Source organism: Algoriphagus boseongensis (genome assembly GCF_004362805.1).
In the GTDB taxonomy this organism is placed as follows: domain Bacteria; phylum Bacteroidota; class Bacteroidia; order Cytophagales; family Cyclobacteriaceae; genus Algoriphagus; species Algoriphagus boseongensis.
Genome location: NZ_SNYF01000005.1, coordinates 628,696 through 642,359, shown reverse-complemented (window position 1 = coordinate 642,359; position 13,664 = coordinate 628,696). Strand labels below are relative to the sequence as shown.

Below are 13,664 nucleotides of genomic sequence, written 5' to 3'. Positions count from 1 at the left end.
CTCGGTATTTCCTCAGAGATACTTGATAATTTTCTCATAAAGACCTTCCGGAGTAAAGGGCTTTGGAATAAAATCATTTATCCCTGTCCTAATCATTTCATCCTTTACTTCATTAAAAGAAGCGGCGGTCAATGCTAGAATTGGCATATTTCTTTTCTTGGGATCTGGGTTCTGGCGAATATTAAATGCCACCTCAAATCCATCAATATCAGGCATTTGCAAATCCAGCAAAACCAAATCAAAGTCCCCTTTAGAAAAAGCATCCAATGCTTCTCTTCCATCCGAAGCCATTACTAAATTCCCAATATTCCATTTGGTTAAGAACTTTTTAATCAAAATCTGATTCACTGAATTATCCTCCGCCACAAGAATTGAAGCATTTTCGAGGGATCTTTTATTCAGTTCTTGAAACTTATCCTCTTTTGCTTTTTCTTCGGTGACAAATTCAAAAAGGAGTGAAAACTCAAAAATACTTCCTCCGCCGATTCTGGGTTTAACAATGATTTCTCCTCCAAAAAGCTCTACAAGACGTTTTACAATAGCTAATCCCAAACCCGTTCCTCCATACTTTCTACTTGTAGACGAAGAAGCTTGGGTAAATGCCTCAAAAATGGTTTTTCGCTTTGCTTCTGGAATTCCAATGCCTGTGTCTTCAAATTCAAATTTGATCTCAGTCTCCCCTCTCAAAGTAAATTCCCTGGAAAGACTAATCCTTACATGACCTTTTTCAGTGAACTTAATCGCATTGGATACCAGATTATTTAATACTTGGCCTAATCTCAAGGAGTCTCCAATAAGTAGCTCAGGAATTGCCTCATCCACTAGGCAACTTATTTTCAAGCCTTTTTCATTAGCCAAAAAGCTATGCGAATGAATAATTCTGTGAACCAAGTTCCTTATATCAAATGGAACTTTTTCCAGCTCCACTTTACCTGAATCAATCTTGTTGTAATCCAATATATCATTGATCAAGGCCATTAAGTTTTCAGCCGAAAACTGCAGAGTTTTCAGGTTTTCCAATTGATCTGGCCTTGGATTTTCTTCCATTAAGAAATGAGCAAGCCCAATGACCGCATTCATCGGAGTACGAATTTCGTGGCTCATCACAGAAAGGAATTGGGACTTGATCAAGGAAGCTTGCTCCGCTTTTTCTTTGGCAATCAATAATTCATTTTGCGCCTCCTTCAACTTGGAAATATCACGAGCTACTCCGGTATAGTATCGATGGATTCCATCCTTGTCTTCAATCATTTTCCCATTGGAATTGAAAACCCGGTATTCACCATTCTTATGTCTGAGACGGAATTCCAAATATTGCTTGGTCGCCAAAAGATTTTCTGTCTCGGAAAGCATGATTTGGAATATTCCCAAATCATCTAAATGAATAAAATCAAAAATACTTTTCCCGATTACCTCTGCGGAATCATATCCTAAAAACTGTTTCACATTCGGGGAAACATAGTGAAGCATATAGGTCTCAGTCAAAGAAAAAATAATTTCGGTAGACTCCTCTACTAGCCTTCTGTACTTTTCCTCAGATTGCTTCAAGTCAAGTTTTGCCTGAAACTCCTCATGAATATCACTAACTATACTTAGGGCAAAAACTACTTTATCATTTTCCACAATGGGACGAATAATTCGCTTGTAATTCCTGTTTTTGAAGAAAAACTCAGATTCGACTATTTCCCTATTTTGAAACACCCGGTCTAATATTTCACTGAGTTCTTTATAGTGAGTTAATTGTAATTCTTCAATAAGCTTACCTTCGAAATCCTCTCTTTTTAGTCCCCATTTCTCAAAATTGGTTCCTTCTGCAAGTGCATACCTACGATCAGAGTCTACTAGAAAAATATTCGTATCAGGAATATTGGAAGCCAAAATGCGATATTGACGATCCTTAACCGATTGTATTTCCTCCAGGTTTTTTCGGTCAGATATATCCTGAAATAATCCTTCATGAAGGAAAGTTTCAGTTTCCTCATTGAATACAACCTTGGTTTTATCTTCCACCCAAATAAGGCTTCCATCAGCTTTTATTATCCTATATTCCCCAGAAAATGCCAAAGTGGGGTTTGTAGCTTTCTGGCTTTCAATTTCCTTAAGAATTTTATCTATATCCTCTTGAAAAACTAAATCCAGAAACGAGGTTCTTTTCTCGATTAGTTCTTCTGCAGAATAGCCAAATTGACTGATGTTTTGAGAGATATAGTTTATCTCATAATTCCTTTCAGGATCCACCCTAAACAGCACCGCAGGGCTATTTTCCACAATATGTCGGGCACGCTGGGCTAACACCTCAGTTTTATATTTTTCAGTAAGACCTCTTAAAATAAGGGAGTAGCCTGCCTTATCTGTGCCTTCGGCATGAATTGCTTGGACAGAAATTTCATAAGGTGAAAACTTTGTATGCGCTGTTTCAATGAATTTCTCTTTTTTCCAAACCTCTCCAACTTTTAAGTCCTGGATGTAAGAAGTTAAATCTTCTCCCTTCTCCCAATTAAAATTGATAAGTTCTTCTATATTCCCGTCAAAGTCTCTTGCTGTTTCAGGACAACAAAGCTGAACTGCAGCCTCATTCAAGTAAATTATCTCTAAAGAATTATTGGTAACTAAAATGGGATCTACAACCTGAGCCAAAATCTGGGATTGTAATTTCAGGTAATTGTCAGCTTTCCTCTTTTCCGATATATCTGTGCAAAACCCGAAAACCTCAACTCCTTTGGAATAGGGCTCTTTATTACCCTGGATTTCATAGCTTAAAAATCTAGTCTCAGCTGATTCATCCGTAATGCTAATTTCTCCCTTCGTCCTGCATTGCTCTTCAGAAGCCCTTTTAAGATTGGAAATAAATTCTTGTCGGAATTCTTTATCGATTTTAAAAATAAGAGAAGTGAAATCCATGCATGTAACCTCCTTCCCAAGGCCTAATAACTTCGAAAACCCTTCGGAGAAATAAAAGATATTTTTGGCTTCACTATATCTCCAAGAACCTGATTTGGATAAATTTTCAGTGCTGACAAGAAGATTTTCATTCCTTTCCAGCTTCCGAGTCATTAAGCTCGCCAAATAAGCCCCAATGAAAATATCTCCAAGTTGTCGGAGAATTTGTAATTCTTTCTCAACCAAGGAAAAACTTTGCTTTCCCAAATCAAATTGAACAATTCCTGCCAGTTCCCCATCGGAAACCATAGGGATGAAAATGTACTCTAATGGTTTAAGTTCTGAATTTGTCTTTAAATCTGGATTTCTGACTAGTTTGACTTTTGATTTTTCAAAATCTTTCTTGAGAGAATTGAGTAAAGAAAAATATTTAGGACCAAAAGAAGGGGAAATACTTTCTTTCCCTTCGGATGTCCATGAACTTAATACTTCCAAATCCTTGGATTCCTTGTTTATGATGGAGATAGAGGCTGAGCTGGCCCCAAAATAATCCCCAACTCTAGTCAAGGCTTCCTCAAACTGCTCCTCCAAATCCAAAAAATTACTATTGATCAATTGGGTGGAAATCAGAGTGATTAGGTTTTCTAGTTCAAATCTCCTTTTAAGAGAGTTCTGAGTTTCAATAAATGTTGTAATATCTCTTGAACTAAAAATCACCCCTTGAATGACCGGGTGACTTAAAAGATTTTTGGCAAAACTTTCCAAATAAATCCTTTTCCCGGTGGGCAAATTCACCCAAAAATCAATGGGAACCTCCTTAGTTGATGCTAAGACATCTTTAAAATTTCCTTTAACCAATTCTAAGACACCCTTTTGAATTAATTCTTGGTAATTCCTACCCAAAACTTGCTCTGGGTAAAACCCAAGCTTTTCGGATACCGAATCACTGATGAATTTATATTGACCTTTTGAGTCCAGGATAGCAATCAAGTCATGGCCATTATTTAAAATACTTTCAAAAAAAGCCAGTTTATCTTGCTCTAAGGGATAGGACTTAGTTTCAAAATTTGAATTCTCTCTTTCCACTAAAACACCCTTGGCAACCAAAAATCTTGAAGAATAACTGGAATGAAGGGGAGTAAAACTCCATTGAAATTCCTTGATTTGATTTTCTGAGTTTTTAAGTCCAATAATTGGTTTTGAACTTGGGATTTTTCCGGATTCAAAAAAAACAGCTAGATCCTCCTGTAAAAATTTGCCCTCAAAAAACTGTTTCCAATCATCATTAGGCACTTGGAAATTACTTTTCCAAAAATCATTTAAATAAAGAATCTCCGAACCATCCATCATTAGGAGTGGCTCTTGCAATTCATTTAGAAAATCGGAAATATCAAATTGAAGAAATTGACTCATAACCTACTTTTACCCAAAAAGACATTAGGTCATTTTAGATTCAGACTACTATTGTAAAAAGAAAAATGCGAAGGCAAACCTAAATCTTTGAGAATTTTTCAGATTTTTTCAGCCTTACAGAAAATTTAAAATTTTAGCCATATTTAAACCCAAGGGCTGTTTCTTCCGTGTTTAAAAACCAATTGCAACTATTTACTAACAAACACCAATTCTATGCTTATTACCACCACTAACAACCTTGAAGGGTACCATATCGACGAATACTTAGGTATTGTTTCCGGAGAGACCATCATTGGAGCTAATGTCTTCAAAGATTTTTTTGCAAGTATTACGGACATTGTCGGCGGAAGGTCTTCGGCCTACGAGCAGGTCTTAAGAGAAGCAAAATCTACCGCCATGTCTGAAATGGAAATGCAAGCCAGAGCATTTGGCGCTAATGCAGTCATCGGAATAGATTTAGACTATGAAACAATCCGGGACGGAATGCTGATGGTGACCACCAGCGGAACAGCGGTAAAAGTTTCCAAACTATAAACAAAAAGTCCTGAAATTTCAGGACTTTTTTAGTTGTTGAAGGACCTTGGAGAAGTTGGTTTTCTTTAAAAAATGATCTTCAACGATGACCACTGGAGCGGATTTGCACATATCCATGCACTTGGTAGAAATAAGTTTACAATTTCCCTTCAGTTGTCCTTCTTTCAATTCAGCCTTCAATTGTTTTTTCAGAGCCTTCCCTCCTGATTTTTTGCAATCAGATCCCGTACATACAAATATCAATTTCCTAGGATGGCGCATCACATTCCATAAATCCACTGCATCATCAATCCACTTAAATAAGCCCCATAAGTACCTAAAGCATAACCTAAGACTGCCAATAGAACTCCAACTGGAGCTAAAGAAGCGTCAAAAGCCGAAGCTACAATAGGAGCAGAAGCAGCTCCGCCCACATTAGCCTGAGATCCCACAGCGACATAGAAGAACGGGGCTTTTATAAACCAAGCCACCAATGACATGATCAAAACATGGAAAATCATCCAAAAGATCCCAATTAAGAAGAAGACTGGGTTATCCAAGATAGCCCCTAAGTCCATTTGCATTCCAATTGTTGCCACTAAAACATACAGCAAAACGGACCCCATTCTTGAAGCACCTGCACCTTCCAATTCTCTAGCCTTGGTAAATGAAAGCAATAAACCCAAGGTGGTAGCAATAACCACAATCCAGAAAAAGGCTGAATTCAATGAATACTGATTAAGCTCAGGGAAATTTTCTCCAAACCAGGGAGCTAAAAAATCTGCAGCTAAATGAGAAATCCCAGTGATTCCGAATCCAATTCCTAATATTACCATGGTGTCACCCAAACTTGGAATCCGCATAATCCCTTCGCGGAATTTGGTAATCTTATCCCTCAATTCAAGGATTGCAGAAGTATCTGACTTCAGTAATTTGTCCAACTTTTCAGGTTTTGCTGCCCAATAAAGGAGAAATGCCATCCATAGATTCGCTACCAAAACATCCACTGCGATCATTTGTCCAAAAAGGGTTGGACTGGCCCCAAACACTTCCAGCATGGCAGTTTGATTAGCCCCTCCTCCTATCCAACTTCCCGCAATCGTAGAGAGCCCTCTCCATAGTTCATCTGGTCCAGACCCTGAATAAATATCAGGAAACATCAATCCGACAGTCAACATTGCCAAAGGTCCTCCGATAATAATTCCAAAAGAACCTGCTAAAAACATGGTTAAGGCTTTAGGTCCAAGTTTTAAAATGCCTTTTAAGTCAATACTAATCGTAAAAAGAACTAATGAAGCTGGAAGTAGATAGCGAGAGGCTACAAAATAAAGACTTGAAGATTCACCTGAGATTAATCCCAAAGAATTGAATACAGCGGGGATAAAGTAGCATAGCAAAACGGTAGGAACGTAGGTGTAGAACTTTACCCAGAACTTACTTTTACTTGCTGAAGTCGCAAAAACAAAAGCCAAAATGACTGCCAGCAAGCCGAAAACTACTGCATCATTGGTTAGTAAGGGTGTATTTTCTTCCATATTAATTCTCTTGAACTCTACAACAATACCAAGAAAAGCCTAAAATCACCAAACCCAGCCTATTCTTCGGCAAGAAGATGGATCAGTTCACTAAGAATCATTGCAGTTGCCCCCCACACCATTTCACCATCTATTTCGAAATAGGGCGTATCCAATTTAATCCCAGAACCTAATTCCAAAATTTTTCTTCTTCTAAACTCAGATGCAAAAATCCTGCTCACAGGCGTTTCAATAATTCTTTGCACCTCTTTTTCTTCGGGTTTCATTTGTGGTTTTTCTAGCACAAAGCCCACGACGGGATTTACCAAAAAATTACTGGTAGGTATAAATAAAGGACTCATTTGACCTATGACCCGAACTTGAGACCTTGAAACTCCAATCTCTTCCTCTGCTTCTCTTAAAGCTGTTTGGATTAAATCTTCGTCAAGTTCTTCCATTTTTCCTCCAGGCAAAGCAATTTGTCCTCCATGTACCCCGGGATAATCAGGTCTTTTAATCAAAGGAAAATAAGCCTTTCCCTCCTCAGGGTAGAATAGAATCAATACGCCACTTTTTCTGTGATTTTCGGGCAATTTTGGATCAAATCTTCTCATATCCACCGGCGTTGGTGCCATCTGAAAATGGGCTTCCTTTCCTGGAAGGGGATTTTTAAGCCTTTTCTCTAGGATAGAAATAAGGTATTCAATTTCCATTTGGGGAAAGATTCACAGACTTTAATTTTTGATCCAAATAAGATTGGGGAAGATAGCTTTCAGAAAATTTATCCATTCTGAATTGCCGAAAAACGTGATTATCAACGTCAATGATCCAAATCATTGGATGAAAACCCTCCTCTTCTTGGAAATACCCCAAGACCAAAAATTCCTGGGCATTAAGCCAACCGCCTTCTTCAAACATTCCGGATGGACCCATAAAAAGCAATCTTTCCTTCATTCCATCTTCTCGAAACCAAATTACTTCTGAATCAGGGTTTAAGAAGGGTTTGTCCAAAGTTTCCTGAGCTTCCACCTTGTAGAGGTAAATGTCCATTGTCCCTTTTCCCTCAGGGTGAGGAAATTGATAAGGAGAAAGAGGATCTCCCGAACCTATGGGATTTACCTCAGGCATTTCCATAGGATCGATTGAATCCGTAAAGGTCAAGTGAAAATCTCCTGCCTCAAAAGGTCCAATAATAGTTCCCCAATGTTTGGACCAGTTGGGATTTTTGCTCAATCCTATACCTATAAGATTTTGGTAATAGGCTTCATCATGTAATTCTCCCTGATTAATATCGTTTGAAGATTCATCATTCGAGTCCGAACTAGAACATGACCAAATACTTATGGAGAGGATTAAAAACAAATAAAATCTAATTCGGGCCTTCATAGTGAAAAGATGAGGTGTTAAACTAAATTAAGCTGGTGAAAATTCAAACGACCTTTCAAAAAAGCTTGAAATTTAAAAAACAAAAAAGGTCGGAATATGACTCCGACCTTTTCCTGCTCTCAAACCTATTAAACCTATTGTAGATATTCAATTCATGAATACTTTCGAAAAGTAGAAAATGTTTTCATTCTGTCCAAACAATCGATTGCGAAAAATTTTCAAAATTTTATTCGGTGGTTAAAAAATCATTCTAAATGGCAGAAAATCAAGGAATTTTCTTCAAAAAAAATTTTCTAAGCCCCCCAAAATGATGAATTTCCCACCACCTCACCAAATTTCCTATGCCAAAAAGAGCACTTCCTCTAGCAATTAAGATTTTCGAAGGATTTAATACCTATATCGAGACTTTTAAAACCTATACCCGACTCGCTCCACTTTATTTTGCCCAAAGGAATTGGCCTGCAATGCAGCTGAATCATAGGCAGCGATTGAGGCTTTACAAAGATTTACTTTTTGGTTTGACAAAGGTTTTTCAGGAAATGTTGGGTGAGGACAGTAATAACCGGGAAATATGGAAACTCATCCGAACTGAATATCAAAAAATGATTGCTGATCGTCCTGATGTGGAATTGGCTGAGACTTTTTTCAATTCAGTCTTTAGAAAAACCTTCCCAAATAACCCCTTGGATGAAGAACTCATGTACGTGAGTGAGGGATATAATTCTTTTGAAATCCGAGAAAATTCAGACCTTTTAATTACCTATCCTGCATCCATGGGTTTGGAACAAATCATCCGTCAGATTTTAGATGATTTTGATTTTGGTGCTGAATTCATGGATAAAGAGCGGGATGTCCAATTCTTAATTGAGGGAGTCAAGGAGGTTATTTTAAGTCGATACGATGTGGAAGTGGGTACGAAAACCCAGATTCTGAAACCGGTTTTTTACAGAAATAAAGCAGCCTATCTCATTGGACGAACTTATGTGGGTAGAAAATGGATGCCTTTTATTATCCCTATTCTTCATGGACCAAAAGGCGTTTTTGTGGACACCTTGATTTTTGATCCGCATTTGATGAGTCATCTATTCAGTTTTACTAGATCCTATTTTATGGTGGAAGCTGAAGTCCCTTCTCAAGTCATTGGTTTTCTCCTTTCTGTCATTCCGCATAAAAAAATCCATGAATTGTATAATGCCATTGGATTCAACAAACATGGAAAAACTCTTTTTTACCGGGATTTTCTCCATCATTTAGAGCATAGCAAAGATGAATTTGTCGTTGCTCCAGGGATCAAAGGGATGGTGATGACGGTTTTCACTCTTCCCTCCTTGAACATAGTATTCAAGTTAATCAAGGATCATTTTGAGCCTCCAAAAAATATGACCCGACAGGAGGTAAGAGAAAAGTACAAACTGGTCTCTCTACACGACCGAGTCGGAAGAATGGCTGATACGCATGAGTTTGAGTTTTTCAAAATCCCTTTGGATCGGATCAGTCAGAGCTTGATGAATGAATTGAGAAACACCACAAATTCACTTTTACAAATCAAGAATAACTACCTGATCATCAAACATCTTTATACTGAAAGAAAAATGATCCCTTTGAATATCTATTTAGAATCTTGCTCTACTGCAGAAGGAAAAAAAGTGGTTGAAGACTATGGTCGGGCTATTCTCCAATTGGCACAGGCGGACATATTTCCCGGAGATATGATGACCAAAAACTTTGGTCTTACCCGACAAAAGCGGGTGATCTTTTACGACTATGACGAAATTGAATTTCTAGGAGAAATGAATTTTAGGGAAAAGCCTAAACCTCAAACCTACGAGCAGATCTATGCACCAGAACCTTGGTATGAGATCAAAAAACACGATGTTTTCCCAGAAGACTTCAAGAGATGGATGATCGGAAGATCTGACCTGAAAGCTCATTTTTTGGAATACCATAAAGACCTTTTTGACCCCGCTTATTGGAGATCTATTCAAGACAGAATCGAGCAAGGTGAACTGATCCACGCGTTTCCATATCCTGAAGAAATCAGGTTTAGGCCAGGTGAATCGAACTAGAGGATTGGAACTTTATTTCTTTCTTAGCCAGACAAAACTTATTTTTGGACTTGCGGGTTTTTCTATTCCTTGCCCACACCCATGATTTCAGAAGCCAGCTCTCCCCTAGTTATCGACACCAAAGCCAAAAAAATCATCCTGTTAACTCCTACAGATGATGATCGACCAGTCTATATCTCTGGGAATTTCAACAACTGGGCAACTCAGGACTTTCGGTTTCGAATGAAAAAAATCGAAGACGGGAAATATGAATTTACTTTTCCAGAGGAGGAAAAATTCCAAAAAGAACTGATTTACAAATTCACCAAAGGAGATTGGTCAGAGGTAGAAATAGATCGGTATGGAAACCGAACTCCGAACCGTCATTGGAACGATGACAATGAGGTGAAAACTGAGAAGGTTTGGAAGTGGAGAAAAAACTGGCTCCCCTATCGTCCTTCCCAGCTTCCTAAAATCCATTTGATTTCTGAGGAATTTGAAATCCCACAATTGAATAAAAAAAGAAAAATCTGGGCTCTTTTACCTCATGATTACGAGACAAGCACTGAGCATTACCCGGTTTTATACCTTCAGGACGCCCAGAATTTATTCAATGAAAATGCGGAATTCGGCAATTGGCAGATTGACAAAAAGCTGGCAGTGATGTCGGATTATGGCATTGGAAAAATCATCATCATTGCCGTAGAGCACGCAGAGTCCGAAAGATTGCAGGAATACAACGTCGGTAAGACCCTCTTAGGTCAAGGCCATGGCAAGCAATACATCCGTTTCGTCGTGGATACACTAAAACCATTCGTAGACAAAACTTTCCGAACCAAGTCTGATCGTGACTTCACCGGCATCGGAGGAAGTTCCATGGGAGGATTGGTAAGTATTTTCTCAGGGCTGATGTATCCTGAGGTTTTTGGAAAATTGATGATCTTCTCTCCTTCCCTCTGGGTGATTCCCAAAATCAAACTTGGGTTTTTAGACTTCTTTGAGCCTCAGGAAACACGGATTTACCTCTATGCAGGTGGAGACGAAAGTGAAACTATGGTCGACCATGTCAAAAAATTCCGAAAGAGACTTCTGAAGAGAGAAAGTCTGGAAGGAAAAATGAAGGTTCGACTTTCTATAAATGAACTCGGAAAGCACAATGAGTCCTATTGGAGCGACGAGTTCCCTAAAGCCATAGAATGGCTGTTTTTCAGTGATAAACCGGAGTAACCCTCCTAAAAATCAGCATATGCAATTTAAAATCAATCCTAAGGCTATTAGCGAATCAGGCCTTTTGGTCATTCCTGTTTTGGAAAATCAAAAAGATCAGGAACTGCCTGAAGTTCTTAAAAACCAGGAAATCCCAAGTCCTATTTTCTCAGGAAAAAAAGATAGCTCCTACTCTTTTCGATCAGGAAAGCAACTGGTTCTTGTATTGGGTTTAGGAGAAAATCCCAGCTATAAGGATATAGAAAACTCCTTTCGAAGAATTCTTTCCAAGCATTCAGCCTTAGTCGAAAAAGAAATCTCGATCGAGTTTCCTGAACACTTTTTAGCAGCACAAATTGAAGCTGCTTTGGTTGGTTTTCAATTAGGAGCCTATTCTATAGGATTTTATAAAAAAGAAGCCCCTAAGGATTTCAGCAAAATCAAAGTTCAAGTCCTCACCTCCTTGCCTAAACCAAAGCAATTGGTCGAAAGAGCTGAAAAAATTGCTTCAGCAAAGATTGAAGCTTTCAAATTGGTAGACCTTCCTCCCAATAAAATAACCCCTCAGAGTTTGGCTGATTGGGCGAAGAATTTGGGTAAAAAGTCGAAACTGAGTGTAAAGGTTTTTGATGCAAAAAAGGCCAAATCAGAGGGTCTGGAAGCTTTTTTAGCTGTTGGAAGAGGATCTGCAAAAGAACCAAGATTCATCATAATTGAATACCGACATTCCAACCCAAAGCTACACCTAGGCTTGGTGGGAAAAGGGGTCACTTTCGATACCGGAGGACTCAATGTCAAAACGCAGGGAATGCATCACATGAAATCTGACATGGGAGGTGCCGCAGCAGTTTTAGCGGTAACCCAGTTGATTTCAGATTTGGAACTTCCGATCCACTTGACCACCATTGTTCCAGCGGTTGAAAATGCAATCGACAAGGATGCATACTTGCCTTCAGAGGTAATTGGAAGCCATGCTGGCTTGAGTATTGAAGTGATCGATACAGATGCCGAAGGAAGGCTGATCCTTGCGGATGGACTTTCTTATTTGGTCAAAAACTACAAAACAGATCAAATCATAGATTTGGCGACTTTGACAGGAAGTAGCATTGGTACTTTCGGCTATGAATGCGCTGCTTTGTTCGCCAATGACGGGGCCGTTTCTCACGGATTGCAAGAGGCAGGAGAAGAAATTGGAGAAAAATCATGGCCATTACCGCTTTGGGATTCTTATGGAAAAGAGATGGATTCTGAAATCGCAGACATCAAAAACTACCATGGAAAGCCTTTTGCAGGTGCCATTACTGCGGCGAAATTTCTTCAGGCATTTACCCATGAACATCCAGCTTGGGCCCATTTGGACATCGCTGGGGTATCTTTTACAGATTCTGAATTTGCAAAAACCAAAACCGGAAGTGCTTTTGGTGTAAGTTTATTGCTTAAGTTTATTGAAAACCAACTTTAATAAAGATGGAAGCTTCCAAGACTTTTCTCTGCATCTCAAACTATTTTAAAGGCAATGCTTTTTTGACCGCTTTAAAAAAGCAAGGAAACCGGGTTTTCTTAGTTACCACCGAGCAACTCAAGGATAAGCCATGGGCCTATGAATACATCGACGAGGTTTTTTACATGCCTGGTCAGGATTTGGATTGGGACATGGATCTATTGCTGAAAGGTGTGGGAGGCTTGATGAAAGACCATAAAATCGAAGCCATAATTGCTTTGGATGATTATGATGTGGAAAAAGCCGCCTTTTTAAGAGAAAATTTGAGAATCCCAGGAATGGGACAAAGCACCGGAAGGTATTTCAGAGATAAACTTGCGATGCGTATGCGCGCTAAGGACGCCGGAATCAAAGTTCCTGCTTTTTCTTCTCTGTTCAACAATGATGACATTAACCATTTTGCAGATACTGTTGCTCCGCCATGGGTTTTAAAACCTAGGTCAGAAGCCTCTGCACATGGGATTATTAAGGTTCATGACAAAGACACGCTCTGGCAAAAAATAGATGAATTGGGTGAAAACCGGATTTATTACTTGGTTGAGCAATTTAAACCTGGAGATGTTTACCATGCTGACGGATTGCAACTTGAAGGAAAAAACCTCTTTTTGACGGTTTCTCGATATTTGGCAACTCCCATGGAAATATCACAAGGGGGTGGAATTTTCAGATCTGCCAATGTGAAATATGGATCCCATGATGACAAAGCCATCAAAAAGGTAAACGAGCAGATCATGAAGGCCTTTGGCCTGAAAAATGGAGCCTCTCATACAGAATTCATCAAAGGAAAGGACGATGGAGAAATCTATTTCCTTGAAACCGCGTCCAGAGTTGGTGGGGCTCACTTGGCAGAAATGGTTGAAGCAGCAACTGACATCAACCTGTGGTCGGAATGGGCCAAAATTGAAGATGCAGTGGCTAAGGGAAATAAATACGAACTCCCGAAAGTCGCCAAGAATTACGCAGGGATAGTCTTGACACTATCCAAATATGAGCATCCTGATTTAAGCAGCTTTGATGATTCTGAGGTTTGCTTTAGAGTGCCCATGAATTACCACGCCGGACTTATAGTCAAATCGCCCAAGCAAGAACGAGTGCTAGAACTTTTGGATGATTATGCAACACGTTTCGCCAACGAACTTTCCACCAGCGCAGAAGCGCCGGAAGTCAAAAAATTCCATTAAAAAAAAGGATGAAGTCAGAGGGCTT

10 protein-coding genes are annotated in these 13,664 nt (G+C 39.1%); 5 read left to right on the top strand and 5 right to left on the bottom strand.

The genetic code is table 11. From position 1 onward, the window contains the following. Positions 1–12: 12 nt before the first annotated feature. On the bottom strand, positions 13–4,293 hold the full coding sequence (locus DFQ04_RS02785; RefSeq protein ID WP_133552458.1) for a PAS domain S-box protein: 4,281 nt from the start codon (positions 4,291–4,293) through the stop codon (positions 13–15). Positions 4,294–4,506: 213 nt separating this feature from the next. Between DFQ04_RS02785 and DFQ04_RS02780 the strand changes: the two genes are divergently transcribed. Then, positions 4,507–4,827 carry a YbjQ family protein gene (locus DFQ04_RS02780; protein ID WP_133552456.1) on the top strand — a complete coding sequence of 107 codons (321 nt, stop codon included), beginning with the start codon at positions 4,507–4,509 and terminating at the stop codon, positions 4,825–4,827. An 18-nt stretch (positions 4,828–4,845) separates the two neighbouring features. Here the strand turns inward: DFQ04_RS02780 and DFQ04_RS02775 are convergent, their stop codons facing one another. The 4 genes from DFQ04_RS02775 to DFQ04_RS02760 are packed head-to-tail and all read right to left on the bottom strand — an operon-like array spanning position 4,846 to position 7,706. Beyond that, on the bottom strand, positions 4,846–5,088 hold the full coding sequence (locus DFQ04_RS02775) for a (2Fe-2S) ferredoxin domain-containing protein (RefSeq protein WP_133552454.1): 243 nt from the start codon (positions 5,086–5,088) through the stop codon (positions 4,846–4,848). Then, positions 5,088–6,341: a DUF819 family protein gene (locus tag DFQ04_RS02770; protein WP_133552452.1), complete on the bottom strand. Its 1,254-nt coding sequence runs from the start codon at positions 6,339–6,341 to the stop codon at positions 5,088–5,090. The genes DFQ04_RS02775 and DFQ04_RS02770 overlap by 1 nt, the downstream gene beginning before the upstream one ends. A 59-nt stretch (positions 6,342–6,400) precedes the next feature. Further along, positions 6,401–7,033, bottom strand: coding sequence for an NUDIX hydrolase (locus DFQ04_RS02765; protein WP_133552450.1), 633 nt, complete (start codon positions 7,031–7,033; stop codon positions 6,401–6,403). Next, entirely contained in the window at positions 7,023–7,706 is a 684-nt protein-coding gene (locus DFQ04_RS02760) for a hypothetical protein (RefSeq protein WP_133552448.1), read from the bottom strand. Before DFQ04_RS02760 ends, DFQ04_RS02765 begins: the two co-directional genes overlap by 11 nt. Positions 7,707–8,047: 341 nt before the next feature. Between DFQ04_RS02760 and aceK the strand changes: the two genes are divergently transcribed. From aceK to DFQ04_RS02740, 4 genes are all read left to right on the top strand, one after another. Further along, on the top strand, positions 8,048–9,772 hold the full coding sequence (gene aceK, locus DFQ04_RS02755; protein ID WP_133552446.1) for a bifunctional isocitrate dehydrogenase kinase/phosphatase: 1,725 nt from the start codon (positions 8,048–8,050) through the stop codon (positions 9,770–9,772). A gap of 81 nt (positions 9,773–9,853) precedes the next feature. Next, positions 9,854–10,978: an alpha/beta hydrolase gene (locus tag DFQ04_RS02750; protein WP_133552444.1), complete on the top strand. Its 1,125-nt coding sequence runs from the start codon at positions 9,854–9,856 to the stop codon at positions 10,976–10,978. Positions 10,979–10,997: 19 nt separating this feature from the next. After that, on the top strand, positions 10,998–12,419 hold the full coding sequence (locus tag DFQ04_RS02745; protein ID WP_133552442.1) for a leucyl aminopeptidase family protein: 1,422 nt from the start codon (positions 10,998–11,000) through the stop codon (positions 12,417–12,419). 5 nt (positions 12,420–12,424) lie between these two features. Next, positions 12,425–13,639 (top strand): ATP-grasp domain-containing protein, encoded by a 1,215-nt coding sequence (locus DFQ04_RS02740; RefSeq protein WP_133552440.1) that lies wholly within the window; start codon positions 12,425–12,427, stop codon positions 13,637–13,639. The last annotated feature ends 25 nt before the right edge of the window (positions 13,640–13,664 follow it).

Excerpts from the sequence above, each read along its gene's own strand:
- DFQ04_RS02750 (WP_133552444.1), top strand. The coding sequence starts at position 9,854 with ATGATTTCAGAAGCCAGCTCTCCCCTAGTTATCGACACCAAAGCCAAA.
- DFQ04_RS02785 (WP_133552458.1), bottom strand. The coding sequence starts at position 4,293 with ATGAGTCAATTTCTTCAATTTGATATTTCCGATTTTCTAAATGAATTG.
- DFQ04_RS02740 (WP_133552440.1), top strand. The coding sequence starts at position 12,425 with ATGGAAGCTTCCAAGACTTTTCTCTGCATCTCAAACTATTTTAAAGGC.
- DFQ04_RS02780 (WP_133552456.1), top strand. The coding sequence starts at position 4,507 with ATGCTTATTACCACCACTAACAACCTTGAAGGGTACCATATCGACGAA.
- DFQ04_RS02775 (WP_133552454.1), bottom strand. The coding sequence starts at position 5,088 with ATGCGCCATCCTAGGAAATTGATATTTGTATGTACGGGATCTGATTGC.
- aceK (WP_133552446.1), top strand. The coding sequence starts at position 8,048 with ATGCCAAAAAGAGCACTTCCTCTAGCAATTAAGATTTTCGAAGGATTT.
- DFQ04_RS02760 (WP_133552448.1), bottom strand. The coding sequence starts at position 7,706 with ATGAAGGCCCGAATTAGATTTTATTTGTTTTTAATCCTCTCCATAAGT.
- DFQ04_RS02745 (WP_133552442.1), top strand. The coding sequence starts at position 10,998 with ATGCAATTTAAAATCAATCCTAAGGCTATTAGCGAATCAGGCCTTTTG.
- DFQ04_RS02770 (WP_133552452.1), bottom strand. The coding sequence starts at position 6,341 with ATGGAAGAAAATACACCCTTACTAACCAATGATGCAGTAGTTTTCGGC.
- DFQ04_RS02765 (WP_133552450.1), bottom strand. The coding sequence starts at position 7,033 with ATGGAAATTGAATACCTTATTTCTATCCTAGAGAAAAGGCTTAAAAAT.